This window comes from Cellulomonas sp. H30R-01 (assembly GCF_010119915.1).
Lineage (GTDB): Bacteria > Actinomycetota > Actinomycetes > Actinomycetales > Cellulomonadaceae > Cellulomonas > Cellulomonas algicola.
In genome coordinates, this window is the sequence record NZ_CP048210.1 from 3735135 (window position 1) to 3761564 (window position 26430).

Annotated in this window: 21 protein-coding genes; 12 read left to right on the forward strand and 9 right to left on the reverse strand. The window is 71.7% G+C overall.

The window, feature by feature from the left end:
* Positions 1–61 precede the first annotated feature (61 nt).
* Together GXP71_RS16695 and GXP71_RS16700 are read right to left on the reverse strand one after the other, a co-directional pair.
* Positions 62–538, reverse strand: a complete 477-nt coding sequence (locus GXP71_RS16695; protein WP_162353562.1) for a peptidoglycan-binding domain-containing protein — start codon at positions 536–538, stop codon at positions 62–64.
* Between the two features lie 59 nt (positions 539–597).
* On the reverse strand, positions 598–1086 hold the full coding sequence (locus tag GXP71_RS16700; RefSeq protein ID WP_162353563.1) for a peptidoglycan-binding protein: 489 nt from the start codon (positions 1084–1086) through the stop codon (positions 598–600).
* Between the two features lie 512 nt (positions 1087–1598).
* Here GXP71_RS16700 and GXP71_RS16705 point away from each other — a divergent pair.
* Together GXP71_RS16705 and GXP71_RS16710 are read left to right on the forward strand one after the other, a co-directional pair.
* Entirely contained in the window at positions 1599–2231 is a 633-nt protein-coding gene (locus tag GXP71_RS16705; protein ID WP_162353564.1) for a ClpP family protease, read from the forward strand.
* Complete coding sequence (locus GXP71_RS16710) at positions 2231–2851, forward strand: ClpP family protease (RefSeq protein WP_162353565.1); 621 nt, start codon at positions 2231–2233, stop codon at positions 2849–2851. Before GXP71_RS16705 ends, GXP71_RS16710 begins: the two co-directional genes overlap by 1 nt.
* A 178-nt stretch (positions 2852–3029) precedes the next feature.
* On the opposite strand, the gene GXP71_RS16715 is transcribed toward GXP71_RS16710, so the two are convergent.
* Positions 3030–3512, reverse strand: a complete 483-nt coding sequence (locus tag GXP71_RS16715; protein WP_162353566.1) for a helix-turn-helix domain-containing protein — start codon at positions 3510–3512, stop codon at positions 3030–3032.
* Positions 3513–3652: 140 nt separating this feature from the next.
* The gene (locus GXP71_RS16720; protein ID WP_162353567.1) at positions 3653–4216 is read right to left on the reverse strand and encodes a TIGR03086 family metal-binding protein; all 564 of its coding nucleotides are present in this window, start codon (positions 4214–4216) and stop codon (positions 3653–3655) included.
* Between the two features lie 37 nt (positions 4217–4253).
* On the opposite strand from GXP71_RS16720, the gene GXP71_RS16725 reads away from it, so the two are divergent.
* Positions 4254–5159, forward strand: a complete 906-nt coding sequence (locus tag GXP71_RS16725) for an AraC family transcriptional regulator (protein ID WP_162353568.1) — start codon at positions 4254–4256, stop codon at positions 5157–5159.
* A 19-nt stretch (positions 5160–5178) separates the two neighbouring features.
* On the opposite strand, the gene GXP71_RS16730 is transcribed toward GXP71_RS16725, so the two are convergent.
* Complete coding sequence (locus GXP71_RS16730) at positions 5179–6540, reverse strand: MATE family efflux transporter (RefSeq protein WP_162353569.1); 1362 nt, start codon at positions 6538–6540, stop codon at positions 5179–5181.
* Between the two features lie 277 nt (positions 6541–6817).
* On the opposite strand from GXP71_RS16730, the gene GXP71_RS16735 reads away from it, so the two are divergent.
* The 6 genes from GXP71_RS16735 to GXP71_RS16760 all read left to right on the forward strand — a co-directional run bounded on the left by GXP71_RS16735 (position 6818) and on the right by GXP71_RS16760 (position 16603).
* A complete protein-coding gene (locus GXP71_RS16735) occupies positions 6818–9475 on the forward strand; it encodes a replicative DNA helicase (protein WP_162353570.1) in 2658 nt (885 codons plus the stop codon).
* A gap of 110 nt (positions 9476–9585) precedes the next feature.
* Positions 9586–9783 (forward strand): DUF2945 domain-containing protein, encoded by a 198-nt coding sequence (locus GXP71_RS16740; protein WP_162353571.1) that lies wholly within the window; start codon positions 9586–9588, stop codon positions 9781–9783.
* A gap of 172 nt (positions 9784–9955) precedes the next feature.
* On the forward strand, positions 9956–10675 hold the full coding sequence (locus GXP71_RS16745) for a DinB family protein (RefSeq protein ID WP_162353572.1): 720 nt from the start codon (positions 9956–9958) through the stop codon (positions 10673–10675).
* A 347-nt stretch (positions 10676–11022) separates the two neighbouring features.
* Positions 11023–13569 carry a beta-L-arabinofuranosidase domain-containing protein gene (locus GXP71_RS16750; RefSeq protein WP_202924275.1) on the forward strand — a complete coding sequence of 849 codons (2547 nt, stop codon included), beginning with the start codon at positions 11023–11025 and terminating at the stop codon, positions 13567–13569.
* 34 nt (positions 13570–13603) lie between these two features.
* The gene (locus GXP71_RS16755; RefSeq protein ID WP_162353574.1) at positions 13604–16015 is read left to right on the forward strand and encodes a ricin-type beta-trefoil lectin domain protein; all 2412 of its coding nucleotides are present in this window, start codon (positions 13604–13606) and stop codon (positions 16013–16015) included.
* Between the two features lie 48 nt (positions 16016–16063).
* Positions 16064–16603: a hypothetical protein gene (locus tag GXP71_RS16760; RefSeq protein ID WP_162353575.1), complete on the forward strand. Its 540-nt coding sequence runs from the start codon at positions 16064–16066 to the stop codon at positions 16601–16603.
* Positions 16604–16738: 135 nt separating this feature from the next.
* On the opposite strand, the gene GXP71_RS16765 is transcribed toward GXP71_RS16760, so the two are convergent.
* Positions 16739–19168 (reverse strand): non-reducing end alpha-L-arabinofuranosidase family hydrolase, encoded by a 2430-nt coding sequence (locus GXP71_RS16765; RefSeq protein WP_162353576.1) that lies wholly within the window; start codon positions 19166–19168, stop codon positions 16739–16741.
* 497 nt (positions 19169–19665) lie between these two features.
* Here GXP71_RS16765 and GXP71_RS16770 point away from each other — a divergent pair, with 497 nt between their 5' ends.
* Positions 19666–20454 carry a glycoside hydrolase family 16 protein gene (locus GXP71_RS16770; RefSeq protein ID WP_162353577.1) on the forward strand — a complete coding sequence of 263 codons (789 nt, stop codon included), beginning with the start codon at positions 19666–19668 and terminating at the stop codon, positions 20452–20454.
* 36 nt (positions 20455–20490) lie between these two features.
* On the opposite strand, the gene GXP71_RS16775 is transcribed toward GXP71_RS16770, so the two are convergent.
* Positions 20491–21573, reverse strand: a complete 1083-nt coding sequence (locus tag GXP71_RS16775) for a LacI family DNA-binding transcriptional regulator (protein ID WP_162353578.1) — start codon at positions 21571–21573, stop codon at positions 20491–20493.
* Positions 21574–21773: 200 nt separating this feature from the next.
* Between GXP71_RS16775 and GXP71_RS16780 the strand changes: the two genes are divergently transcribed.
* Complete coding sequence (locus GXP71_RS16780; RefSeq protein WP_162353579.1) at positions 21774–23435, forward strand: glycoside hydrolase family 6 protein; 1662 nt, start codon at positions 21774–21776, stop codon at positions 23433–23435.
* A gap of 163 nt (positions 23436–23598) precedes the next feature.
* Positions 23599–24216 (forward strand): LysE family transporter, encoded by a 618-nt coding sequence (locus tag GXP71_RS16785; protein WP_162353580.1) that lies wholly within the window; start codon positions 23599–23601, stop codon positions 24214–24216.
* A 54-nt stretch (positions 24217–24270) separates the two neighbouring features.
* Here GXP71_RS16785 and GXP71_RS16790 read toward each other — a convergent pair whose 3' ends face one another.
* Positions 24271–25053 (reverse strand): DinB family protein, encoded by a 783-nt coding sequence (locus tag GXP71_RS16790; protein ID WP_162353581.1) that lies wholly within the window; start codon positions 25051–25053, stop codon positions 24271–24273.
* A 58-nt stretch (positions 25054–25111) separates the two neighbouring features.
* Entirely contained in the window at positions 25112–26398 is a 1287-nt protein-coding gene (locus tag GXP71_RS16795) for an enolase C-terminal domain-like protein (RefSeq protein WP_162353582.1), read from the reverse strand.
* Positions 26399–26430 lie beyond the last annotated feature (32 nt).

Genomic DNA, 26430 nt, shown 5'->3' on the forward strand with positions numbered 1-26430 from the left:
ACCCGCTCCCGCACGACGAAGCCCCCGGACCCGACGGTCCGGGGGCTTCGTCGTGCGTGCCTCAGTAGTGCATCACGTCGTGCTGGGGGAAGTACGGGTCGCCGGCGCAGTAGGCCACGGGGCCGAAGTAGCCCCGGAAGAAGTTGATGTGGTCACGCGTCTCGTTGCCGTACAGGCCGTCGACCTGGATGCCGAGCTGCGCCTGGACGTTCTTCAGGGCGGCTATCGTCTTGTCGCCGTAGTAGCCGTCGGCGCTGATGTTCTGGCCGTAGCAGATGACGAGCGACCGCTGCAGCAGCAGGACGCCCGGGCTGTACCCCATGTTCTTGTACATCCGGCAGTCGGTCATGTGCCCGCCCTCGGGGATGTAGGGGTTGTTCCTCGAGGGCACGCGGTGGTTGTCGAACCCCGCGAGGCCGAACGTCGAGTTGCACGGGTCGTTGGACGTGGCGGAGCTGGGACCCGCGGGGCCGACGACGGCGACCACGGCGAGGGCCGCGACGACGAGCAGGGAGCGCGCGCGAGACAGCTTCGGCATGCGGGAGAACTCCTTCAGGGTCGGGGGTCGGCGGGCGGCGCGTGCCGGGTCGCCGGACGTCAGTTCTGGCCGTCGTTGATGTCGTTGTTCGGGTAGTACGGCTGCTTGGCGCAGTTCGCGACCGGTCCGAAGTAGCCCATGAAGAACCGCAGGCTGTCGCGGGACTGGTTGCCGTACATGCCGTCGGCCGAGATGCCGAGGCTCGCCTGCACGGTGCGCAGCCCGGCGGCGGTCGCCGGGCCGAACGAGCTGTCGATCGCGACCGACGTCTGGCCGTAGCAGATGCGCAGCGACTGCTGCAGCGCCTTGACGCCCTGTCCCGTGATGTTGGCGCCCGCCTTCATGTAGCAGTCGGTGTAGTGGCCGCCGATCGGCACGTAGGGGCCGCCGTTGGCCGGCACCTTGACCTCCGTGCTCGACAGCGTCCCCCAGGCGGTGGTGCAGATCCGACCGCTGGTCGCGGTGGCGGAGCCCGCCGGCACGACGATCGCGGCGACGACGAGCGCGAGGGCTGCGGCGAAGGAGCCGATGCGGGTGGTGTGCGGCATGCGGAGCATCTCCGATCTGTGGCTCCGGCGGGCGCCGTCGGCCACGTGGCAGGCCACAAACTATGACAAGCGCACCTCGTCCGGGGCCGGTTTGGGCCACCGGATCTGCGAGACGAGCGACTGTGCGGTGGTGCGCATTCCGGAGCGAGCGGCTCTGAACTGCGGCGACGGCCCGTCCGGGTGCCCCGACGCGCGTCGGGCTGAGCACACCGTGCGAGTCATAATCACTTGCACGCGGTGGGTACGGACGTGTCACTCGCACGCGTCCGGTCAGCGGTGAGCGAGCGTCGAGCGGGTGGGCGGGTGCGCAGGTGCGGGCACCGGCGCGGGTGGGTCTTCGGTGTCGGCGAGCGTCGTACGAGCGTGGGCAGGGGAGGGCGACGGGGAGCGCGGCGGTCGTCCGCACGAGCGTCTGCCCTGCGCGGATCCGCCCACGGCAGACGTGGGGCCGACGCGGGCGGTCGCGGTGGCAGCGTCGAGCGCATCGTCCCGCCGCCCGAGAGGACCTCACCGTGACCGACACCGTCCCGACCACCGCCCGCACGGCGGCCCCGCCGACCCGCCCGTTCGACGACGACCTCGCGACCCGGCTCCTGCACCAGCGCATCGTCGTGCTGGGGCGGGAGGTCGACGACGCCGTCGCCAACCGGGTCTGCGCGCAGCTGCTCCTGCTGTCCGCGGAGGACCCGCGCCGCGACATCGCGCTCTACATCAACTCGCCCGGCGGCTCGGTCAGCGCGGCGCTCGCGATGTACGACACCATGCGGCTCATCCCGAACGACGTCGCGACCCTCGCGATGGGGCTCGCCGCGTCGGCGGCGCAGTTCCTGCTCAGCGCCGGGACGCCCGGCAAGCGGTTCGCGCTGCGGCACGCCCGCGTGCTCATGCACCAGCCGTCGGGCGGGATCGGCGGGACCGCCGTCGACATCGCGATCCAGGCGCAGAACATGGCGCACGTGAAGCGCACCATGCAGGGCCTCATCGCCGAGCACACCGGCCAGACCGTCGAGACCATCGAGCGTGACTCCGACCGCGACCGGTGGTTCACCGCGGCCGAGGCGCTCGAGTACGGGTTCGTCGACAAGGTCGTCGAGCACCTCGACGACGTGCGCCCCGACGGTGCGCTGCGGAAGGCGGGGCTCTGATGGCCGGCCAGTACACGATCCCGTACGTCGTGGAGCAGCGGCCGACGGGGGAGCGCGCGTCCGACGTGTTCTCGCGGCTGCTGTCCGACCGGATCGTCTTCCTCGGCACCGAGATCGACGACGGTGTCGCGAACGTCGTCATCGCACAGCTGCTGCACCTGCAGTCGGACAGCGCCGAGCTGCCCATCCACGTCTACGTGAACTCGCCGGGCGGGTCCCTCACGGCGCTGCTGGCGGTGTACGACACCATGCAGTACGTCCGGCCGCCCGTCGCGACGTTCTGCCTCGGGCAGGCGGCCTCCGCGGCCGCGGTGCTGCTCGCCGCCGGGACGCCCGGGCAGCGGCACGTCCTCGAGCACGCGCGCGTGCTGCTGCACCAGCCGTCCGGGGGAGCCGAGGGGACCGCCGCCGACCTGGAGATCCAGGCCGCCGAGATCCAGCGGCAACGCGCGCAGGTCGAGCAGATCCTGTCCCGGCACACGGGTCAACCCGTCGAGCGGCTGCGCCGGGACACCGACCGCGACCTCATCCTCACCGCCGAGCAGGCCGTCGAGTACGGGCTCGCGGACCGGGTCGTCACGACCCTCAAGGAGGTGCCGGCCGCGCTGCCCGCCGCGTGACCGCGCGTGCGGTCGGGGCCGTCAGGGGACCCGGCCGCACGCCCGGCTGCCGTCGCGGGCACGCAGGCGAGCGCGATCTGGCGCGGTCGGCGCACGACACCCACCCTCGGCGCGCGGCCCGGTGTGCGGCGGGTGATCGGAGGCGACGGAGCCGGGTGGTGCCGGGCCCGTCGCGGGCTCAGGCCGCCAGGAGGACGGCGTCGGTCGTCGTGGTGCCGCGTCCCGGGCCTGAGGTGCGGGCGTGCAGGTCCACGACGACGGGCCGCGTCGCGTCCGCGGCCTCCGGGTAGCGCGAGGATCGCCGGGGGTCGGCCAGGTCGACGACGACGCGGCCCTCCGCGCGCGCGAGCTCCGCGTGCGCCGCGCCGACGAGGTCCACGAGCCGCATCCCCAGGGCGCGGCACACCGCGACGAGGACCTCGGACGACGCCTCCTTCCGACCGCGCTCGATCTCCGACAGGTAGGCGACCGAGACGCGGGCGTCGACGGCCACGTCGCGCAGCGTGCGGCCCTGGTCCTCGCGACGCTCGCGGAGGATCGCGCCGACGAGCCGCCGGAGCAGGGGCTCGACCCGGTGCTCGACGACGTGGCCGTTCGGCCCGGCACCGCCGGCCGAGGGGTGCGCGACCCGGTGCGGTCGGGCCGTCAGCTCGTGCGTCATGGGGGCTCCCGTCGTCGTCGCGCCTGTCCGCCACGCTAGACCCGGGTCGCCGACCGCAGGGACGGTGCGGTGTCTGCCCTGAGCGGACAGGCACGAGCGGGCTGGAGGGGAGGTCCGTCGGTGACCGTCGGATCAGGAGCTCAGACGGCGACCGTCGCCCGCCGACCGAGCGCCGCGAGAGCCCGCGTCTGCCGGTCCGCGTCGGGGGCGACCTCGACGGCCGGCCCGCACACGCCGCTCGAGTAGAGCATGTCGCCCATCGCCGCGACCATGCCCTCGATCACGTCGAGGTCGGCGTCGTCGAACGCGTAGGCGCGGCCGTCGGCGGCGGTGACGTCCCAGCGGTGGGCGATCATGTCGAACCCGTAGAACATGTCCAGCGTCGCGCCGACCGTCGTCGTGGACCCGAGGCTGTCGTACTCGCGCTCGACGAAGCCCGGTCGGGCGAGCACGGCGCGGACCTCAGCGGCGTGGGTGCGCCACGCGGCGGCCGGGTCGGCCAGGTCGGGGCGCGGTCCGAGGTCGGCGCCGTGCGTCGTGAGGAAGTCGCGCTGGGTGTCGACGAGGTGGGCGACGACGTCGCGTCCCGTCCACCCCGCGCAGGCGGAGGGGGCGTCCCAGGACGACGGGGCGATCGCGTCGAGGGTCGCCTGCATGCCGTCGGCGTGGCGGGCGTACGTCTGCAGGGTCGGGTTGTCGGTCATGGCTGCGACGCTAGGCGGCGAGGGGAGGGGTGGCTTGATGAAACCCGACAGCGCGGCGGGCGGTGCTGAACGGCCTCCGGCTCGTGCGGTCGGCGGCGCGGCCGTCGACGAGGTCGAGCGTGCGCATCTCGTCGACCCGGCGGACCGGTCGTTCCGCATCGGACGGTGGGCGCCCGAGCCCGACCTCGCGGACCTCGTGCGGCGGTACTGGGTGCCGACGTGGGACGTGCCCGGGGGTGGGTCGGCCGTGCAGCAGGTGCTGCAGTACCCCGTCTGCCTGATCGTGGTCGCGGACGCGTACGCGCGTTTCTACGGCGTCGCGCCCGGGCTCTCGACGACGACGCTCACCGGCAGCGGGTGGGCGGTGGGCGTGCTGCTCCAGCCGGCCGCGGGCGCGCTGCTGACCGGTGGGACGGTCGCGACGTGGACCGGTCGGCACGGTGACCTCGCGCCGGCGCTGGCGACGACGACCGCTCCGGCCGACGCGGAGGCGCTGGTCGCGCGCGTGCGCGCGGAGATGACGCCCGACCCGGCGGACGAGTCGCGGCAGCGCGCGGCCACGGATCTGGTCGGGGACTTCCTCCGGCGGTGGCTGCCCGTGGACGACGAGGGTCGGCAGGTCAACGCGATCGTCGACGCCGTCGAGCACGATCCCGAGCTGCTGCGCGTCGCCCAGCTGTGCGACCGGTTCGGCATGACGGAGCGGTCGTTGCAGCGGCTGACGCGGCGACGGCTGGGGCTGTCGCCGAAGTGGCTGGTGCAGCGGCGTCGGCTGCACGAGGCGGCGGGCCTGCTGCGCGCGGGCGGGACGACGGTCGCCGAGGTCGCCGCGCGGCTCGGGTACGCCGACGAGCCGCACCTGTCCCGCGACTTCCGCCGCGTCACGGGCATGACGCCGGGCGCGTTCGCCTCCCGGTACGCGGAGGAGTCGACAGGCGCCTGACGCGCGGCGCGTCGTGGGCCTAGGCGCCCGTCACCATCCACGCGGTGCCGCGGGCGCGCCATCCGGTCGTGAGGGCCCTGGCGAGCATGAACACGCCGGCGAACGCGGCCCACAGCCACGCGAGCCCGGCGACGCCCTCGGGCGCCCACGCGCGCACGGCCAGTGCCACCGGGACGTAGGCGACGAGCGTGAGGACGCCCGCCCAGGCGAGGAACCGCCCGTCGCCCGCGCCGATCAGGACGCCGTCGAGCACGAACACCCACCCGGCCATCGGCATGGTGACGGCCGCGATGACGAGGGCCACGACGGCGGCGCGCTGCACGTCGGGGTCCGTCGTGAAGGCCCGGACGTAGAGCCAGGACGCGCCGCCGAGAACCAGCCCGAGGACGGCGCCCGCGCCGACGCCCCACTGCAGCGTGCGGCGCAGGAGCGCGCGGGTGCGGGGGACGTCGGCGGCGCCGAGGGCGTGACCGACGAGGGCCTGCGCGGCGATCGCGAGGGCGTCGAGGGCGAACGCGGCGAGCCCCCAGACGGCGTTGACGACCTGGTGCGCGGCGAGGGCGGTCGCGCCGAGCGCGGTCGCGACCCAGACGGTCAGCAGGATCGCGGCGCGCAGCGTGACCGTCCGGACCAGCAGCGGTGCGCCGGCGCGGGCGTTCGCCCACAGGCCGGCCGCGTGCGGGTTCAGGCGCGTGCCGGCGGCTCGGGCGCCGCGGACGACGACGCCCCCGAGGACGGCGCCCATGGCGAGCTGGGTGAGCGCGGTGCCGAACCCGGACCCCGCGATCCCGAGGTGCGCGCCGTAGACGAGGACCACGTTGAGGACCGCGTTCACGACGGCGCCGGCGGTGGCGACGACGAGCGGTGTGCGCGTGTCCTGGAGGCCGCGGAGCGCACCCGTCGACGCGAGCACCAGGAGCATGCCCGGCAGGCCGGGGGCGGACCAGCGCAGGTAGACGACGGCCTGGTGCGCGGTGTCGCCGGTCGCGCCGAGCGCGCCGATCACCCAGGGGGCCGTCAGCCACGTGAGCGCGCCGAGCGCGACGCCGAGGCCCAGCGCGAGCCACATGCCGTCGACGCCGACCTGCAGCGCACCGCCGCGGTCGCCCGCACCGAGCCGTCGCGCGACGGCCGCCGTGGTGGCATACGCGAGGAAGACGCACAGGCCGACCACCGTGACGAGCACGGTCGACGCCAGTGCGAGACCGGCGAGGGACGCCGTCCCCAGGTGGCCGACGACCGCGGAGTCGACGAGGACGAAGAGCGGCTCCGCGACGAGCGCACCGAGCGCCGGGACGGCGAGGGACAGAATCTGCCGGTCGACGGCGGACGTGTGATGTCCGTCAGATGAAATCTCGTCCAACCTTTCTCGCATCCACATGCCGTGCACAGCGTCAGGGCCGGTCAGCGGTTCGTGAGGACTCTTTCATCCACCGTATCCACAGGACTGTCCACGGACTGTGCACAAGCGGGTCCGCCGCCGTCCACAGGAGACCTCACAGGGTTGTCCACAGGCCCGTTTGGAACCCCGCTCGGACCGTCCTAACCTCACGGGCGAGGCAGGACCGGACGCGAGTGCGGTGCGAGCGTGCGGGGTTGTCGGTGGCCCCTGCTAGAACAGATGTTCGACGGTAACGGACGACGGGGATGGGCGGCCAGTGACGATCGAGGAGCTCGAGTACGGGGCGCCCCCGGACTCCGGTCGCGGCAACGGCGGCTTCGACCGCACCCCGCCGCAGGACCTCGACGCTGAGCGTTCCGTGCTCGGCGGCATGATGATCTCCAAGGACGCCATCGCCGACGTCATCGAGCAGATCAAGGGCACGGACTTCTACCGCCCCGCGCACGAGGCGATCTACGACGCGATCCTCGACCTCTACGGCCGCGGCGAGCCCGCCGACGCCATCACGGTCTCCGACGAGCTCACCAAGCGCGGCGACATCGGCCGCATCGGCGGCGCGCCCTACCTGCACACGCTCATCGCGTCCGTCCCCACCGCCGCGAACGCCGGCTACTACGCGCGGATCGTGCGCGAGCGCGCCATCCTCCGCAAGCTCGTCGAGGCCGGCACGCGCATCGTCCAGCTCGGCTACGGCACCGACGGTGGCGACGTCGACGAGATCGTCAACAACGCGCAGGCCGAGGTCTACGCCGTCACCGAGCGGCGCGCGTCGGAGGACTACCTGCCGCTGGGCGAGATCATCGGCGGCACGGTCGACGAGATCGAGGCCGCGGGTCATCGCGGCGAGGGCATGATCGGCGTCCCGACGGGATTCTCCGACCTCGACCGCCTGACGAATGGATTGCACCCGGGGCAGATGATCGTTGTTGCAGCGAGGCCTGCAATTGGAAAGTCAACCCTGGGAATCGACATCGTGCGGTCGGCGTCGATCAAGCACGGGATGACGTCCGTCGTGTTCTCGCTCGAGATGAGCCGCAACGAGATCACGATGCGTCTGCTGTCCGCCGAGGCCCGCGTGCACCTGCAGAAGATGCGCACGGGTCAGATGGGCGAGGACGACTGGGCGAAGGTCGCCGCGACCATGGGCAAGATCTCCGAGGCGCCGCTGTTCATCGACGACTCGCCCAACATGTCGCTCATGGAGATCCGTGCGAAGTCGCGGCGGCTCAAGCAGCGGCACGACCTCAAGCTCGTCATCATCGACTACCTCCAGCTGATGACCTCGGGAAAGCGCGTCGAGTCGCGTCAGCAGGAGGTCTCGGAGTTCTCGCGAGCGCTCAAGCTGCTGGCGAAGGAGCTTGAGGTCCCCGTCATCGCCATCTCGCAGCTGAACCGTGGTCCCGAGCAGCGCACGGACAAGAAGCCGCAGATGAGCGACCTCCGCGAGTCCGGCTGTCTGACGGAGGACACGCGGATCCTGCGCGCGGACACCGGTGCGGAGACGACGCTCGGCGAGCTCTACGCGCTCGGCGCCAAGGACGTGCCGGTGTGGGCGCTCGACGAGCGGCTGCAGTACGTCCGTCGTCACATGACGCACGTCTTCCCGACCGGCGTGAAGCCCGTCTACCGGCTGCGGCTCGCCTCCGGCAAGGAGGTCACCGCGACCGCGAACCATCCGTTCCTCACGTACGAGGGCTGGACGCCGCTCGGCGAGCTCGAGGTCGGATCGCGGCTCGGGGTCCCGCGGCACGTGCCCGGCCCGGAGCAGCGGGCGGCGTGGGACGATCGCAAGGTCGTGATGCTCGCGCACCTGCTCGGCGACGGATCGTTCGTGAAGCGGCAGCCGGTCCGGTACGCGTCCGTCGACGAGGCAAACCTGTCGGCGGTCTCCGACGCCGCGACGGCGTTCGGCATCACGCCGATCCGCGACGACTACACGGCTGCCCGCGTCACGACCCTCCGTCTGCCGGCGCCCTCCCGACTGGCCCGCGGCAAGCGGAGCCCCATCGCTGAGTGGCTCGACGACTTCGGTCTGTTCGGCGCGCGCAGCCACGAGAAGTTCGTGCCGAACGCGGTGTTCCACCTGCCGAAGGAGCAGATTGCGCTCTTCCTGCGTCACATCTGGGCGACCGACGGCTCCGTGACGGTCAACGCGAACGGCCAGGGCGGGCGGATCTACTACGCGTCCACGTCGCGTCGGCTCGTCGACGACCTGTCCCGTTTGCTGCTGCGCTTCGGCATCTCGACCCGCATCCGCAGGGCGACGCCGAAGGCCGGATACCGCGACGGGTACACGCTCGACGTCTCCGGCAGCGACGACCAGCGGAGGTTCCTGCAGGAGATCGGCGTCCATGGTGCACGTGGGCTCCAGGCCGAGCGACTGCTCGAGATCGTCCGCGCCAAGACGGGCAACCCGAACGTCGACACCGTCCCGAGGCAGGTGTGGGACGACGTGCGAGAGCTTCTCGTGGAGAACGGCATGACGCACCGCGAGCCCGCGGCTGCCCTGGGCACGCAGTTCTGCGGCTCGACCATGTGGAAGCACGCGCCGTCGCGGCAGCGACTCGGCCGGATCGCCGAAGTCCTCGGGAGCGAGGACCTGGAGATCATGGCCGTCAACGACCTGCTGTGGGACGAGGTCGTCGCCATCGAGCCGATGGGGGAGCAGCCGGTCTTCGACGCGACCGTCCTCGGCACTCACAACTTCGTCGCCAACGGCATCGCCGTCCACAACAGCATCGAGCAGGATGCCGACATGGTGATCCTGCTGCACCGCGAGGACGCCTACGAGAAGGAGTCGCCGCGCGCGGGCGAGGCCGACCTGATCGTCGCCAAGCACCGAAACGGCCCGACCGACACCATCACGGTCGCCTTCCAGGGGCACTACTCGCGGTTCGTCGACATGCAGGCCTGAGCATCGGCGATCGTCGAGATGCTGCCGACTCTGAAAATGCGAGCACCACACGCGAGAGACGGCTCCCGACAAACCGCTTGGTAGAGCCGGTGAACCAGCGAGGAGGCAGGATGCGAGCGGGTCAGAAGGTCCACTGGAACACCTCGCAGGGCCGCACGACGGGGACGACGGTCGAGCGTCGGACATCCGACTTCACGTTCGACGGGCAGCAGTTCCGGGCCTCCGACGACGAGCCGTTCTGGATCGTCGAGTCCGATAAGTCCGGCGCTCGCGCGGCGCACAAGGAATCAAGCCTCACGCCTGCGTGAGAGTTTGGTCTCCACCCCCTGGCGACATTCCCTGGAGTCCAGGAGAACGCTTCCCCTGCCCGGGACGGTGGGTCACCCACCTGGACGTCGTCGCCGGCGCCCTCGTGCTGCTCGTCCTCCCACGGCTCCTGTCGTGGCTGGCATGTCGGTGTGCGGACCTAGTGTGCGGAGCATGACGCGGTACGTCGACGAGGATCTGCGCGGTGCGGAGTTCCGGGAGTGCGATCTGACCGGGGCACGCCTGGTCGGCGTCGTCATGCAGGATGCCGTGATCGACGGGCTCGTCACCAACCTCGTGGTGAACGGTGTCGACGTCACCGAGTACGTCGAGGCGGAGCTCGACCGGCGTCATCCGGTCCGGGTGCTCATCCGCTCCGAGGACCCGGCCGATCTGCGCGAGGCAGCGCGTCAGCTCCGTGCCGGCTGGGCCGCCACGATCGAGCGAATCCGCCGCACGCCCGGCATCGAGCGCCGCAGCGTGAACGACGAGTGGTCGGCGGTGCAGACGCTGCGCCACCTGGTCTTCGTCCACGACTCGTGGTTCCGCCGCTGCTGCCTGGGCTCGACGGAGCAGTTCACGCCGATGGGCATCGGGCCGACCGTCGAGCCCTACCGTGGGGCGCACGGGCTCGACCTCTCGCTCGATCCGTCGCTCGACGAGATCGTGAGCGTGCGTGACGCCCAGGCCGCCGAGCTCGAGGCCTGGCTCGACGAGGTCACCGCTGTGCAGCTCGCAGCGCGAGCGCCGGTGCCCGACGACGACGTCTGGCCGCCGTACGCCCGGGGTGGCTCGGTGCGGCAGTGCCTCGGAACGGTGCTCAACGAGACCTTCGAGCACCACCGCTTCTGCGTCCGCGACCTCGACCTGATCGAGGTGCAGGACGCTGAGTAGCGGCCTGGCGACGACAAGGCAGGGCCTCGCCGATCAGCGCTGAACCGTCGACTGAACCGTTTCGCTCTCCGGACCCGGTGCAATTGTGAGCGTTAACATCGCCGCTCCGCGCCGATTCGATGGAGAATCCGATGACACGTCAGCAGTCTGCGACCCCAGCATCCGCCCAGGTCAGCCGTCGTACGGTCCTGGCTGGTGCCGCACTCGCCGGAGCGGTCACGGCGATCGGTCCGTCCCTGTTCAGCGCGGCCCCAGCGGTCGCCGTCGTGCCGCCCGCCCGGGGGGAGGTCGGTGTCGGCGCCTCGGAGTTCTCGCTCGATCAGGTCCGCCTCACGGCGAGCCGGTGGATGGACAACCAGAACCGCACGCTCGCGTACCTGCGGTTCGTCGACGTCGACCGGCTGCTGTACAACTTCCGCGCCAACCACGGCCTGTCGACCGCGGGCGCGGCCCCGCTCGGCGGGTGGGAGGCACCGAGCTTCCCGTTCCGCTCCCACAGCCAGGGCCACTTCCTCTCGGCGTGGGCGCAGGCGTGGGCGTCGCTCGGCGACACCGTGTGCCGGGACAAGGCCTCGTACATGGTGGCCGAGCTCGCCAAGTGCCAGGCCAACAACGGCGCCAAGGGCTTCGCCGCCGGCTACCTCGCGGGCTTCCCGGAGTCGGACTTCTCGGTCGCCGAGACGGGCACCGGCAACGGGAACGTGCCGTACTACGCGCTGCACAAGACCCTGGCCGGGCTCCTCGACGTCTGGCGCTACCTGGAGAGCACGCAGGCCCGGGACGTGCTGCTGAGGCTCGCCGCCTGGGTCGACACGCGGACGGTCAGGCTCAGCACCGCACAGATGCAGACGACCCTGCGGGTCGAGTTCGGCGGCATGAACGCGGTCCTGACGGACCTGCACTTCATGACGAACGACGCACGCTGGCTGACGGTCGCGCGACGGTTCGACCACGCCGCGGTCTTCGACCCGCTGGCCGCCAGCACCGACCGCCTCGACGGCCTGCACGCCAACACGCAGGTGCCGAAGTGGATCGGCGCGGCCCGCGAGTACAAGGCGACGGGCACGACCAGGTACCGCGACATCGCCCGCAACGCGTGGGCGTTCACCGTGGGCGCGCACACCTACGCGATCGGGGGGAACAGCCAGGCGGAGCACTTCCGGGCGCCGAACGCGATCTCGACCTACCTGCGCAACGACACCTGCGAGCAGTGCAACACGTACAACATGCTCAAGCTGACGCGCGAGCTCTGGATGATGGAGCCGGACAAGGCCTCGTACTTCGACTTCTACGAGCGGGCTCTCCTCAACCACCTGATCGGTGCGCAGGACCCGACCAGCGGGCACGGGCACATCACCTACTTCACGCCGCTGCAGCCCGGCGGCCGTAAGGGCGTCGGACCGGCCTGGGGCGGCGGCACGTGGAGCACCGACTACGCGAGCTTCTGGTGCTGCCAGGGGACCGGCATCGAGACGAACACCAAGCTGGCCGACTCCGTGTACTTCCGGACGGGCACCACGCTGACGGTCAACCTGTTCGTGCCGTCGGTGCTGACGTGGGCGGAGCGGGGGATCACCGTCACGCAGACGACGACGTACCCCGCGAGCGACACCACGACGCTCACGGTCACCGGCTCCGTCTCCGGCTCGTGGACGATGCGCGTGCGCATCCCCTCGTGGGCGACGGGCGCGACGGTCGCCGTGAACGGCGCCGTCCAGGCGATCCCGACGACGCCCGGCACGTACGCGAGCCTCACCCGGTCGTGGGCGTCGGGTGACACGGTGACGGTCCGCCTGCCGATGGCGGTCCGGGTCGAACCCACCAACGACAACCCCGCGGTGGCCGCGATCCTCTACGGGCCCGTCGTCCTCGCCGGGAGCTACGGCAGCGCGTCGCTGTCCGGCCCGCCGGTGCCCGTGACGTCGTCGATCACGCGTACCAGCACGACGGCGCTCGCGTTCTCGGCCCAGGCGAACGGGTCCACCGTGAACCTCGTCCCGTTCTACGAGGCGCACGGCTTCAACTACACCGTGTACTGGTCGACCAACGGCTCCGCCGCGGGCACCACCGGGGCGTTCCGTCTGGCGAACGCGGCGAGCGGGCTCGTCCTCGGCATCCAGAACGCCTCGACGGCCGACGGTGCCACGGCCCTCGTCTGGGACGACAGCGGTACGGCCGACCACGACTGGGGCCTGGTCGTCTCGGGCTCCGCCCTCAAGCTGCGCTGCGCGAACGGCGGGAAGGTCCTCGGCGTCCGGGACATGTCGACGGCCGACGGCGCCCAGGTCGTCCAGTGGGGCGACACGGGAACGGCCGACCACCTGTGGACCGTGCTCGACAACGGCGACGGCACCCACCGCGTCCGCAACAACCACACCGGCAAGCTGCTCGGCACGGCGGGCGGGTCGACGGCGCGTGGCGCGGCGGTCGTGATGGACCCCGACAACGGCTCGGCCGACAACCGGTGGCGGTTCGTCCCGTCGGGGGCTCGCCGGATCCTCAACGTGCACACCGGCCTGGTGCTCGGCGTCCGGGACATGTCCACGGCGGATGGTGCGGCGGTGATCCAGTGGGGCGACACCGGCACCGCGGACCACCTGTGGACCGCCGTCGTGGGGAGCAACGGCTACGTCCGGCTGCGCAACCAGCACACCGGGAAGGTCCTGGCCGTCGAGGGTGGCGGCACGGGCAACGGCACCCGCGCGGTGCAGGCGACCGACACCGGGGCGAGCAGCCAGCAGTGGCGGCTGCGGTACTCCGCGGGCGACACCTTCCGCATCCAGGCAGCCGGCGGGCGCGTCCTGGGCGTCACCGACATGTCGACGACGGTGGGCGCCCAGGCGCTCGTCTGGGACGACAACGGCACGAACGACCACCTCTGGCGCTTCGTCTGAGGTCTGGGCACGGTCGAACCCGAGGGGGAGAGCCATGGTCGGATCCACCACGCACAGCACGGCCGCGAAGGCGCGCCGAGCGGTGCTCGCACTGGTCACGGCGATCGTCGCCGCCAGCGCCGGCGTCCTGGTCGCAGCCCCACCGGCCTCGGCCGACGCGTCGATCACCATCGACGGCTCGTCGGGCGGCCGGGTCTTCGACGGCGTCGGCGCGATCAGCGGGGGAGGGGGCAACAGCCGGCTGCTCATCGACTACCCCGAGCCGCAGCGGAGCCAGATCCTCGACTACCTGTTCAGGCCCGGCTACGGCGCTGCGGTGCAGCTGCTCAAGCTCGAGATCGGCGGCGACACCAACACGACGTCGGGCGCCGAGCCGAGCCACGAGCACACGCGCGGCGTCGTCGACTGCAGACGCGGGTACCAGTGGTGGCTGGCCGAGCAGGCCGAGGCACGCAACCCCGGGATCAAGCTGGTCGGGCTGGCCTGGGGAGCCCCGGGCTGGATCGGCTCGACCTTCTTCACCGACGACGCCATCACCTACCTGACCGACTGGCTCGGATGCGCCCGGTTCCACGGGCTGACCATCGACTACCTCGGCGGATGGAACGAGAAGGGGTTCAACGCCACCTGGTACAAGAACCTGCGTGCGGCCCTCGACGCCCGCGGCTACGGCTCGGTGAAGATCGTCGCGTCCGACGACTTCGGCTGGGCCGCCGCCGACCAGGCGCTGCGCGACCCGTCCATCGCGCAGGCCGTGGCGGTCTTCGGCTCGCACTACGTGTGCGGGTACCGCAGCGCGCAGACCAGCTGCCCGAGCTCCTCCAACGCCGTCGCCACCGGCAAGCCGCTGTGGGCGAGCGAGAACGGGTCCGACGACTTCAACCTGGGTGCCGAGGCGGTGGCGCGCGGCATCAACCGTGGATACATCGACGGCCGGATGACGGCGTACATGAACTGGCCGATCATCGCGGCCCTCACCCCGAACCTGCCGTGGCCGACCATGGGCGTCGCGACCGCGCCGCAGCCGTGGTCCGGGTACTACTCGATCGGCAAGAACGCCTGGGTGATGGCGCAGACCACGCAGTTCGCGGCGCCGGGGTGGCGGTACCTCGACGCGTCCAGCGGGTACATCGGCGGCAACCGCGGCAACGGCAGCTACGTCTCGCTGCGGTCGCCCACGGGGAGCGACTACAGCGCGGTCGTCGAGACGATGGACGCCTCCAGCGCTCAGACCCTCACCTTCACGGTGGCCGGCGGCCTGTCCCAGGGGACCGTCCACGTCTGGTCCACCGACGTGAGGTCCAACAGCCCCACCGACCACTTCGTCCGGCAGGCCGATCTCACGCCGTCCGGCGGCCGCTTCTCGCTGACCGTCCAGCCCGGCCGCGTCTACTCCCTCACCACCACGACCGGTCAGGGCAAGGGCTCCGCCACCAGCCCCGCTCGTGGCAACCTCGCCCTGCCCTACAGCGACACCTACGACGGCTACGCCCTCGCGAGCGAGGCCAGGTACCTCATGGACCAGGAGGGGTCGTTCGAGATCGTCGCCTGCGGGGGCGGCCGGACCGGCCGGTGCGTCCGGCAGATGTCCGAGCAGGCGCCGATCAAGTGGACGTCCCAGGGTGCTGAGCCGTACACGCTCCTGGGCGACACGAGCTGGACGAACTACACGGTCTCGTCCGACGTGCTGCTGGAGAAGAGCGGGTACGCCCAGCTGATCGGCCGCGCGGCGTCGTACCAGTTCCAGGCGCCGGCGAACCTCACCGCGTACTACCTGCGGGTGGACACCGGCGGGGCGTGGTCGATCCGGCGCAACGACACCAGCGGGAACGTGCGGACCCTCGCCAGCGGGAGCGTCGCGGCGCTCGGCACGGGGCGCTGGCACGGTCTGGCGCTGACGTTCAGCGGCGGCACCATCACGGCGGCCGTCGACGGTACGACCGTGGGCACGGTCACCGACTACACGTCGGGCGCCGGTCAGGTCGGGTACGCGACCGGTCAGGGCGTCACCGCGCAGTTCGACAACCTCACCATCACGCCCGGCACCGGGACCGGTGGATCGAGCGGCGTGCTGCGCGGGGTCGGCTCCGGGCGCTGCCTGGACGTCCCGGGCGCCAGCCAGACCGACGGCACCGTCCCCGCGCTGTGGGACTGCAACGGCGGCAGCAACCAGCAGTGGACCGCGACCGCCAACAACCAGCTCGTGGTCTACGGCAACAAGTGCCTGGACGTGCCGGGGCACGCCACGGCGCCAGGCACCCGGGTCACCATCTGGACGTGCAACGGCGGCGCCAACCAGCAGTGGCGGCTCAACCCCGACGGCACCGTCGTCGGCGTGGAGTCGGGGCTGTGCCTCGACGTGACCGGTGCGGCCACCGCCAGCGGGAGCCCGGTCGCCATCTGGACCTGCACCGGCGGCAGCAACCAGCGGTGGAGTCGCAGCTGATCTCGAGCCGAGGGGCCGAGTGTCACCGGCCGGGCCTACGGTCCGATCATGGTCGGGGTCACCAGGACGCGGGCCGCGTTCGACGGCGAGCAGCTCATCCACGCGCTGGACGACGAACGGACCGCGCGCGGGTTGACGTGGACGAGGCTCGCCGTCGAGCTCTGGGAGCAGACCGCCGTGCTCAACGCCCGGCTGGGCGGGGACGCGCTGTGCCCGGGTGCGCTCTACCGCACCTCCCTGCGGGGGACGATGTCGTGCCAGTACGCGCTGCCGCTCCTGCGATGGCTCGGCCGACCGCCCGAGGACTTCCTCGTCGGTGAGAGGGCGGATGTCGGCGATGCCCGGCTCCCCGAGGCCGGGCCCGACCGGCAGCTGCGCTGGGACCTCGCAGAGCTGCACGCCGCGGTCGACGCGCGCCGCCGGAACCGGGAGCTCACCTGGGCAGCCGTGGGCGTCGAGCTCCACTGCACGCCCAACCGGCTCACCAACCTCAAGACGGCGCGGCTCGCGGACATGGGGCTGGTCATGCAGATCACCCAGTGGCTCGGAGAACCCGCAGCCCGCTACATCCACGCCACCGACTGGTAGCGAGTCGCTCACGGGCCACGGAGACGGGGAGGGTGGGCTCGATCGGATCGAGCCCACCCTCGTCGGCTCCCACGGTCGTGGGTGCGCCGTTCCGTGCCCGTCAGTGACTCCGGGCGGGACCCCGCACGCCGGCTGTCACCGCTGGAGGGTCAGGAGGCCCGGGCGGTAGGGGAGGTTGTTGTAGTCGGGGTTCTGGTTGGGGTCACGACCCTGGTAGAGCAGCTGCAGGTTGCACGGGTCGATCGTCTTGGTCTGGTCGGGGTTGGACCGGACCAGGTCACCGTGGCTGATGTCGTTGGTCCACGTCGCGCCGCTGTTGGCCTTGCCCGCAAACGGGTTGCTCTCGGTGGCCGCCTGCGGTGTCCACGTGCCCGACAGGCTGGAGGACGTGAACGAGCGGAAGTACCGCCCGCGCGAGCCCATCGCCTCGACGAGCATCAGGTACTGGTTCTGACCGGCGACCTTGTAGACCTCCACGCCCTCGAACAGGTTGGCCTGGGTGTCGCTCATGATCGTCGTGTAGTTCGAGCCGAAGCTGCCCGGGAAGTTCCCGATCGGCATGCTCGCCCGGTAGATGTTCCCGTTGTCGCCGGCGAAGAACAGGTACATGTTCTGCCCGTCGGCGATGAGCGTCTGGTCGATCGGACCGGTCCCGGAGTTGGAGATGCTGCCCGTGAACAGCGGCTGCGGCGACGACCACGAGTTCACGTTCGTCGGGTCGGTCGAGGTCCGGTAGATGAACGGCCACTGGCCCCACTGGTACGCCAGCACCCAGATGTTCTTGGGCGCGAAGTAGAACAGGGTGGGGGCGACCGTGCCCGACGGGAGCGCGTTCTGGCTCGCGGAGGCCATGTCCGACCAGTTCGTGAACGGGCTGAACGCCATCGAGCCGTAGCTGCCGTTCTCGACCTTCGTCGCGTAGACGAGGTGCTTGCCGTTGTGGACGACGTTCGTGAAGTCCTTGAGCGACGTCCAGCCGGACCGCGGCTGGGCGAGGGGGCCCGAGGAGGTCCACCGGTAGGTCGACGGCAGCGAGCACGTCGGGGTGCTGGTCGGCGTGGGGGTCGGGGTCGGCGTCGGGCTGGTGGTCGGCGTGGGGCTGGTGGTCGGCGTGGGGGTCGGCGTCGGGGTGGGTGCGACGCCCCCGTCGCACACGGTCCCGTTCAGGCTGAAGCTCGTCGGCGACGGGTTGCTGCCGCTGTACGCGCCGTTGAACCCGAACTCGACCGTGCCGCCTGCGGGGATCTGCGGGTTGTAGCCGACGTTCTTGGCCGTGACCTGGTTGCCGCTCTGCGTGGCGGTCGTGCTCCACGCCTGAGTGATCGTCTGGTTGCCGGGGAACGCCCAGGTGAGCGTCCAGCCGTTGATCGCCGAGCCGAGGTTGGTGATCTTGACGCTGGCGGTGAAGCCGGTGCTCCACGAGTTCGCGGTGTAGCTGACCGAGCATCCGGTGCCGGGGTTCGACGTCGGGGTGGGTGTCGGCGTCTGCGTCGGTGTCTGCGTGGGTGTCGGCGTCTGCGTCTGCGTCGGCGTCGGGCTCGGCGTGGCCGAGTTCAGCGTGTCGAGCACGGAGGTGTACGCGGCCTTCTTGTTGCCCGAGCCGTCGAACAGCAGCGGCGTGCCGCCCGAGCGCCAGGAGTCGGTGTCGCGCACGCCCCACACGGTGATGCCGGTGCACCGGGCGACGTTCAGGCAGGCCTGCACGACCCGCTGGTAGTTCTGCGCCTGCGAGGAGCCCGAGCCCTCGATGTCGAGCTCGGTGATCTGCACGTCGACACCCAGGTTGGCGAAGTTCTGCAGCGTGGTCTGGTAGTTGCTCGGCACCGGGCTCTGGGCGTTGAAGTGCGACTGGAACCCGACGCAGTCGATCGGCACCCCACGCGACTTGAAGTCGCGGACCATGTTGTAGACGCCCTGGGTCTTGGCGTGCGACCAGTCGTCGGTGTTGTAGTCGTTGTAGCAGAGCTTCGCGTTCGGGTCGGCGGCCCGGGCGGCACGGAACGCCGCCTCGATCCAGTCGTTGCCGGTGCGCTGCAGGTTGGAGTCACGACGCGCACCCGAGGAGCCGTCGGCGTAGGCCTCGTTGACGACGTCCCAGGCGTAGATCTTGCCCTTGTAGTAGGACGCGACCTGGGTGACGTGGTTGAGCATCGCGTTGCGCAGGTCGGTGCCGGACATGTTCTGCATCCAGCCCGGCTGCTGGGAGTGCCACGCCAGGGCGTGCCCGCGGACCCGCTTGCCGTTGCTCTGCGCCCAGTTCAGGATCCGGTCGCCGTTGGTGTAGTTGAACTGGCCACGGTTGGGCTCCGTGGCGTCCATCTTCATCTCGTTCTCGGCCGTGATCATGTCGAACTCACGGTTCGCGATCGTCTGGTAGGTGCTGTCGTTCAGCCGGCCGGCGGCGATCGCGGTGCCGAAGTAGCGGCCGCTCTGCGCGGCTGCCGCACCGAGCGTGCTCGCCGCGGCCTGTGCGGGCATGGCCGCGGCGAGGCCCGCGGCGGCCACCGCCAGGGTCAAGGACGCGGCGACGACTGCGCGTCGCCCTCGTCGTGGTGTGGTCGTCATGGAACACCTCTCTCGGAGCACCCACGGGACAGGCCGGGGGCTGTCGGCGCTGAGCCGGTGGACGGACGACGCCGTCTGCCCACCGGGCCGCGGTCGCCCGGCGTGGTCACCCGGCGACTGACGATGTGAGCGGTCACATTCGCACCACGGCACGTGGACGAACCAGAGGCGAATCGTTTTGGGACTGGATCGACCTTCTCCATGACGCCCGGGTCCCGAGCCCGCCTGTGCCCGGGGCCGCAGCCCGTCCCGCACCCAGGAGCTTCCACTCCTCGGCGACACGGGTGGCCGCCGGTGCTGTCACTCCGACGGCACCTTGACGCGGCTTCCGGGGACGGCCAGCATGAGCGACTGGAACCGGTTCCACTGATTTCCAGTCTGCCCAGGTCGGCCCCGCTGCGCACCGCCGCGCTGCGGACCACTGCCTGCACCGCTGAGCGACCGAGCCCGGCCTGACGCCGGGACGACACGAACGACGAGTACCGATGGAGGTACACATGCGATCAACGACGACGCATCGACACCGTCCCGCGCTGCGCCGACGGCTCATGGTCACGGCGTTCCTGGTGGCCCTCGTGGCCGCCCCGGCGCTCGCGACGCCCGCGCAGGCCGCGATCGGCGGCAGCTTCGTCGACAACCTCGACGGATTCGCCACCTCGCGGTGGCACAAGGCCAACGGCTACAGCAACGGCGGGATGTTCAACAGCGGCTGGCGTGCGGACCACGTCTGGCACAGCGGCGGCGTCATGGGGATCAACCTCGACAACTACGGCTGCCCGAGCGGCTGTTCCGGCAAGCCGTACGCCTCCGGCGAGTACCGCTCGAACGACATGTACTCGTACGGGCGCTACGAGGTCCGCATGAAGGCCGCGAGGGGCGGTTCGGGGACCGTCACCTCGTTCTTCACCTACACCGGTCCGAGCGACGGCCAGCCGTGGGACGAGATCGACATCGAGATTCTCGGCAAGAACACCTGGCAGATGCAGACCAACTACTACACGAACGGTGTGGGCGGGCACGAGAAGCTGATCGACCTCGGCTTCGACGCCGCCGCCGGCTATCACACCTACGCGTTCGAGTGGTGGAACGGGGGCACCATCAACTGGTTCGTCGACGGCCGCCTCGTCCACCAGGAGAACGGTTCGCGCGGGAAGCTCCCCACCCACCCGGGTCGCATCATGATGAACCTGTGGCCGGGCACCGGGGTCGACAGCTGGCTCGGCCCCTTCTCCTACAACGGGCAGCGCCAGGCGACGTACGACTGGGTCAAGTACACCCGGTACTGACCAGCACCGATGCGCTCGAGGTGCCCGGCGTGACGATCAGGTCGCGCCGGGCGCCGAGCCGCGGACGACGAGGTGCGTGGGCAGGAGGATCGGGGTCGGCGAGTCACCGTCGATCAGACGGACGAGCATGGTGGCCATCTCCTGGCCGAGCCCGCGGATCGGCTGGCTGACGGTCGTGAGCGCCGGATCGGTGTGCCGGGCGATCTCCAGGTCGTCGAAGCCGACCACCGCGACGTCCTCCGGCACCCGTCGGCCCGCGTCCTTGAGCGCACGCAGCGCCCCCGACGCCATGTTGTCCGACGCGGCGAACACGCCGTCGACGTCCGGGTGCGCGGCCAGGAGCCGCGTCATCGCCTCCGCGCCGCCCTCGTAGGTGAAGTCGGCGTGCTCGACCCAGTCCGTGGGCAGCCGCTCCGCCGCCATGACGTCGGCGAAACCCTGCCGGCGGGCGACCGACGCGTGCAGGTCCATGGGCCCGGCGATGGTGGCGACGCGCCGACGTCCCGACCTCAGCAGGTGCTCGGCGGCGAGGCGCCCGCCCCCGCGGTTGTCGACGTCGACGTACCACCGGGCGTCCGCGTCGAGCGGACGGCCCCCGAGCACCACCGGCAGGTCGGTCGCGGCCGCGACCCGGCCCAGCGGGTCGTCCCGCCGCAGGCCCATGAGCATCACCCCGTCGGACTGGCGCGACCGCAGCAGCCGCTCGAGTCGCGCCCGCCCCCGGGACGAGGACGTGAGCATGAGGGTGAGGTCGAGCTCCGACCTCTCGAGCGCTGCCGCCACACCGACGAGCACCTGGGAGAAGAACGGGTCCCCGAACAGCGTCGGGTCGTCGTCGGAGACCGCGAGCACCACCGACCCGACCGTCCTCGTCGCGAGGGCGCGCGCCGTCGGGTTGGGGACGTAGCCGAGCTCGCTGGCCGCACGCGCGACCGCCTCGCGCTTCACCGCGCTCACGTTGCGGGTGTTGTTCATCGCCCGTGACGCCACCGATCGCGAGACCCCGGCCCGGAGGGCGACCTCGTCGAGGGTCGGGATCTTGCGGGTCCGCACCGCGTCGGCCCGAGGCGACCCCTCGCCCTGGCCGTTCCCGGCACCGGCCGCGGTGGGGTCTGCCATGCGACGAACCCTACCGGCGAGGTTCCCCGCGCCGGACGGTCCGTGCCGAGCCGGCCGGGCCGCTGCGCGGGACGCGGCGTGCAGGTCGCGGTCGGCCGCCGTTGACGTTTCGTCCCGCGATGGGAACAATGACTGGAAATTTGTGGAAGCGGTCCCACTCTGGGTCCCACCAGCACGGTCGACGACGACTGAGGAGAGCTATGCCTCGCACCCGCGCCCCGATGTGGCGCACCGCCCTGACGGCGTCCGCGACGCTCGCGGTCACGCTGACGACGCTCGCGCCCGTCCACGCAGCCGGGCCCGCCCGCCCGGGCCCGACGGGCGCCGCGCCTGCGCCCACCGCGACGGCGACGTCCGCGCCCCCGTCGGGTGCGGAGTTCTACACCAACCCGCACAGCACGACCCTGGAGGCCGCCCAGAAGCTCACCGGGCAGGCGCGTGCGGACGCGCAGCTGCTCGGCAGCGTCCCGTCGGCGGACTGGTTCACCGGCGGGACGCCGCAGGAGGTCGAGGCCGAGGTCGACCGTCTGGTCACCGCCGCCGCGGCCGCCCACCAGGAGCCCGTGCTCGCGGCGTACAACCTCCCGTTCCGGGACTGCGCGCAGTACTCGTCGGGCGGCGCCGCCGACACGGCCGCGTACAACGCCTGGATCGACGGCTTCGCCGCCGGCATCGGCGACCGGTCCGCGACCGTGATCCTCGAGCCCGACGGCCTCGGGATCATCCCGCACTACACGAGCCTCGACGGCACGGCCGACTGGTGCCAGCCGGCCGAGGCCGACCCGGCGACCGCCGCGGCCAACCGCTACGAGCAGCTCAACCACGCGGTCGACGCCCTCGCGGCGCTGCCGGACGTCAAGGTGTACCTCGACGGCACGTCGTCGGCCTGGTTGACCGTCGGCGAGATCAGCGACCGCCTCGTCAAGGCCGGCGTGCAGCGGGCCACCGGGTTCTTCCTCAACGCGTCGAACTACCAGTTCACCGAGAACGGCACGGCCTACGGGACCTGGGTCTCGTCGTGCATCGCCTACGCCACCGAGGTCGTCGTCGGCGACTACGCGAGCTGCGGCAACCAGTGGTGGAACGGCGGGCCGGCCAACGACTGGCAGGGCGTGGCGATGTCGCAGTACGGCCGCTGGTCGTCGACCGCGACCGACCCGGCGCTGAACACCGCGGGGATCGAGTCGCGCTACGCGTCGATCCTCGGTGACGTCGAACCGACCACGACCTTCGTGATCGACACGAGCCGCAACGCGCTGGGGCCGTGGCAGTACCCGCCGGACGTCTACCCGGCGCACGAGGACTGGTGCAACCCGCCCGACCGCGGCCTCGGCGTCCGTCCGACGACGCAGACCGGCAACCCGCTGGTCGACGCCTACCTGTGGATCAAGGTGCCCGGCGAGTCCGACGGCCAGTGCTTCCGTGGCACGCCCGGCCCGCTCGACCCGGCGCGTGGCATGGCGGACCCGGCCGCCGGTCAGTGGTTCACGCAGCAGGCGCGCGAGCTCATCTCCCTCGCCGTCCCCGAGCTGGAGCCGCTCACCTGCCACGTCAAGGTCCACGGCACCGCGGTCGGCGGTCCGAAGCACCGCGGCTTCGTCGCTGCGCTCACGGTCGAGAACCGCGGGACCGAGCGACTCAACCCCTGGCGGCTGTCCTGGGAGTTCGAGGGCGACCAGCGGGTGAAGACGGTCACGGGCGGCACGTTCGTACAGCGGGGCAGCGCCGTCACCGTGACGGCACCGCGAGGGCGGGCAGCGGTCCTGGCGCCGGGGAAGAAGGCGACCGTGGTGGTCAGCGGTACCGGCGACGCCCAGGCGCCGCTGCAGTTCCGGCTCAACGGCCAGGCCTGCACCTCCTAGCGGTCTCCCGCACGCGAGAGGGGCCGGGTTCCCTGCACCCGGCCCCTCTCGTGCCGTCCGCGTCGCGCACGTCGCGGCGCGGGACGGACGTCCGCAGCGTGCGTGCCCGGCCGGGACCGGTGGCAGGAGATGATCTGCAAATGGTCGTCCGGGTGCTCGCGTCATGAGCCTGTCGCTGTGGTTCGCGCTCGTGGGCGCGTGCCTCGTCATCTCGCTCACGCCCGGCGCCGGTGCGATCAACACGATGGCGAACTCGCTGGGCTCGGGCTGGGCGCGCTCGATCTGGGGGATCCTCGGCCAGCAGGCCGCCCTGGTGCTGCACGTCGCGATCGTCGCCGCGGGCGTCGGGGCCCTCGTCAGCCGCTCGCACACGGCGTTCGAGATCATCCGGTACGTCGGGGCCGCGTACCTCGTGTACCTCGGCGTGCGGCAGCTCCGCGCACGGCCGACAGCGGACGACGCCGGGACCGAGCGCGTCGTCGAGGGCGTCTGGCCGATGTTCCGCCGCGGATTGCTCGTGAACCTCACCAACCCGAAGGCGATCGTCTTCTTCCTCGCGTTCGTCCCGCAGTTCGTGCGCCCCGACCGGCCGCTCGTGCCGCAGTACGGCGTGCTGGTCGCGACGGTCGTCGTGGTGGACGTGCTGGTCATGTGGTGCGTCTTCGCACCGGCAGCGCGGGGGCTGGCGCGGGTCGTCGCGCGCGAGGACGGCCGGCGTGTCATCAACCGGGTCTTCGGCGGGCTGTTCGTCGGCGTCGGGGTGCTGCTCGCCACGGTGTGACGGGCCGCGCGTCGCCCGCAGGTTCTCGGCGAGTGTCAGTGCGGGTCAGGCCCGTCAGGCGCGGGTCGCGATCGTCGCGAGGTCGCGCGTGGCGTACCGGTGGTGCTGCCACTCCTCCTCGAAGATCACGCCGAGGCACTGCCGCACGGTGACCGTGGGCTCGTCCGCGCCGCCGTCGCCCCACGGGTCGTGACCGGCGTCCCGCTCGAGCTCGTCGTCCGTGAGACCCGCGAGGTACGCGCGGACCTGCGCGACCCGGTCGGCTCGTGCGCCGACGGCCTCGTCGAGCGTCACGGGCGTGCCGAGCGGGACGAGCCCGTACCGGTCCTCGAGCCCCTGCGCCTGCCAGAAGAGCAGGCCGAGCGGGTGGAACGGCTGCTCGCGGCGCAGGATCGCGAGGTTGAGCCACGCGTCGGTCGCGAGCACGAGGTGCCGGACCGTCTCGGTGAAGGACCACTCCCCGTCGACCGAGACGTCGACCGTGCCGGGCGGCAACGTGCGGGCGCGGGCGATCGTCGTGTCCCACACGGCGACGAGCGCCTCGTAGCCCGCGCGGAGCTCGTCGGGCGTGCGGGCTCGGAGCGCCGCACGTTCCGGGTGCCGGCGGTCGAGCTCGGCGACCAGCAGGGGGGCGACCTCGACGCCCCAGATGGTCAGGCCGTCGATCTCCCCGTCGATCTCGGCGTCCGTCAGCTCGACGCCGCGCATGCGGACGCCTTGGAGACCGACGTCGCGGAACTCGGCGCCGCCCATGCGGTCGCGGACGAACTGCGCGCCCCGCAGGTCCTGGTGCTGGAACCGGCTGCCCCGCCGGTCCTCGAACTCGATGTCGACCATGACGCCGAACGTACGCCGCAGGTCGGACATCCCGGCGGGGCGCCCGGGGCCGGGGCCGTCAGCGCAGCGCGGCGCGGGAGCGCCGGAGCGCGCCCAGGTCGGCGAGGCGCGCGGACGGCACCGCGTCAGCGGCCCGCAGCAGGAAGTTCAGCTTCTCGATCCGCTCGCCCGACCGCGGGGCGCCGTTCTTCTGGAAGGGCACCTGCAGCCCGAGGGAGAGGTCCATGACGATGTCGTCGACGACACCGCCCGAGCGGCCGGACGGCACGGTGACGAGCCCGTGCCGGGAGGCCAGGTCGAACGTGTCGAGCGCCTCGGTGATCGTGCCGACCTGGTTGGGCTTGAGCAGGAAGCCGTCCACCGCGTCGAGCGCGACCGCGCGCTCGAGCCGGGCGACGTCGGTGACGACGAGGTCGTCGCCGAGCACGAGCGTGGCGCCGAGCGTCCGCTTCGCCTCGACGAAGCCGTCCCAGTCGTTCTCGTCGAGCAGGTCCTCGACGAACAGCAGCCCGAAGTCGTCGACCAGGTCACGCGTCGTCTCGATGAGCTCGTCCCGCCGGACGCGGCGGCCGTCGAGCTCGTAGGTGTCGTCCACCGGGTCGTACATCTCACTGGACGCGCAGTCGAGCGCGAACGTCACGAGGTCCGCCATGCCGCACTCGTCGGCGGCCTCGCGCATCAGCTCGAGGACGACGCGCGGGTCCGACGACGGTGCGCGGTACCCGTAGGACGGAGCGACCCCGGCGGGTGCGTCGGTCCAGCGCTCGATCACGGCCGCGAGCCGCTCGAAGACGACGACGCCGATCTCGACCGCCTCCGCCACGGTCGTGGCGCCCGACGGGACGAGGATGAACTCGTTGAACGCCTGCACCAGACGTCCGGAGCGACCGCCGTTGACGATGTTGAAGGTGGGGACGGGCAGCGTGGTCAGCGGGCCGCGCGCGAGGTGCTCGTACACGGGCCGGCCGGCGGCCGCGGCAGCCGCGCGCAGGCACGCGATCGAGGTCGAGTAGAGGGCGTTGCCGCCCAGGCGCGCCTTGCGCTCGCTGCCGTCGAGCTCGAGCATCACCGTGTCGATCGCGCGTTGCTCGGCGACGTCCCGGCCGACGAGCGCGGGTCCGATGACCCGGGTCACGTTCTCGGCGGCACGGTGCACGCCCCGTCCCCCGTAGTGCTCCGGGTCCCCGTCGCGTAGGACGACCGCCTCGTGCATGCCCACGGACTGGCCCGTGGGTGCCGCCCCCCGACCGCGGTGGCCGGTGTCGGTGACGACGTCGACCTCGAGGATCGGTCGACCCAGGCAGTCGAGGACCTGGCGGGCGGAGACGGACGCGATCGCGGGCACGGAGTTCCTCCAGAGGTGGTGACGGACGGCAC

Excerpts from the sequence above, each read along its gene's own strand:
- GXP71_RS16790 (WP_162353581.1), bottom strand. The coding sequence starts at position 25,053 with ATGGTCGACATCGAGTTCGAGGACCGGCGGGGCAGCCGGTTCCAGCAC.
- GXP71_RS16730 (WP_162353569.1), bottom strand. The coding sequence starts at position 6,540 with ATGTGGATGCGAGAAAGGTTGGACGAGATTTCATCTGACGGACATCAC.
- GXP71_RS16740 (WP_162353571.1), top strand. The coding sequence starts at position 9,586 with ATGCGAGCGGGTCAGAAGGTCCACTGGAACACCTCGCAGGGCCGCACG.
- GXP71_RS16725 (WP_162353568.1), top strand. The coding sequence starts at position 4,254 with ATGAAACCCGACAGCGCGGCGGGCGGTGCTGAACGGCCTCCGGCTCGT.
- GXP71_RS16695 (WP_162353562.1), bottom strand. The coding sequence starts at position 538 with ATGCCGAAGCTGTCTCGCGCGCGCTCCCTGCTCGTCGTCGCGGCCCTC.
- GXP71_RS16780 (WP_162353579.1), top strand. The coding sequence starts at position 21,774 with ATGCCTCGCACCCGCGCCCCGATGTGGCGCACCGCCCTGACGGCGTCC.
- GXP71_RS16775 (WP_162353578.1), bottom strand. The coding sequence starts at position 21,573 with ATGGCAGACCCCACCGCGGCCGGTGCCGGGAACGGCCAGGGCGAGGGG.
- GXP71_RS16760 (WP_162353575.1), top strand. The coding sequence starts at position 16,064 with ATGGTCGGGGTCACCAGGACGCGGGCCGCGTTCGACGGCGAGCAGCTC.
- GXP71_RS16755 (WP_162353574.1), top strand. The coding sequence starts at position 13,604 with ATGGTCGGATCCACCACGCACAGCACGGCCGCGAAGGCGCGCCGAGCG.
- GXP71_RS16750 (WP_202924275.1), top strand. The coding sequence starts at position 11,023 with ATGGACAACCAGAACCGCACGCTCGCGTACCTGCGGTTCGTCGACGTC.
- GXP71_RS16715 (WP_162353566.1), bottom strand. The coding sequence starts at position 3,512 with ATGACGCACGAGCTGACGGCCCGACCGCACCGGGTCGCGCACCCCTCG.
- GXP71_RS16770 (WP_162353577.1), top strand. The coding sequence starts at position 19,666 with ATGCGATCAACGACGACGCATCGACACCGTCCCGCGCTGCGCCGACGG.
- GXP71_RS16745 (WP_162353572.1), top strand. The coding sequence starts at position 9,956 with ATGACGCGGTACGTCGACGAGGATCTGCGCGGTGCGGAGTTCCGGGAG.
- GXP71_RS16720 (WP_162353567.1), bottom strand. The coding sequence starts at position 4,216 with ATGACCGACAACCCGACCCTGCAGACGTACGCCCGCCACGCCGACGGC.
- GXP71_RS16785 (WP_162353580.1), top strand. The coding sequence starts at position 23,599 with ATGAGCCTGTCGCTGTGGTTCGCGCTCGTGGGCGCGTGCCTCGTCATC.
- GXP71_RS16710 (WP_162353565.1), top strand. The coding sequence starts at position 2,231 with ATGGCCGGCCAGTACACGATCCCGTACGTCGTGGAGCAGCGGCCGACG.
- GXP71_RS16700 (WP_162353563.1), bottom strand. The coding sequence starts at position 1,086 with ATGCCGCACACCACCCGCATCGGCTCCTTCGCCGCAGCCCTCGCGCTC.
- GXP71_RS16765 (WP_162353576.1), bottom strand. The coding sequence starts at position 19,168 with ATGACGACCACACCACGACGAGGGCGACGCGCAGTCGTCGCCGCGTCC.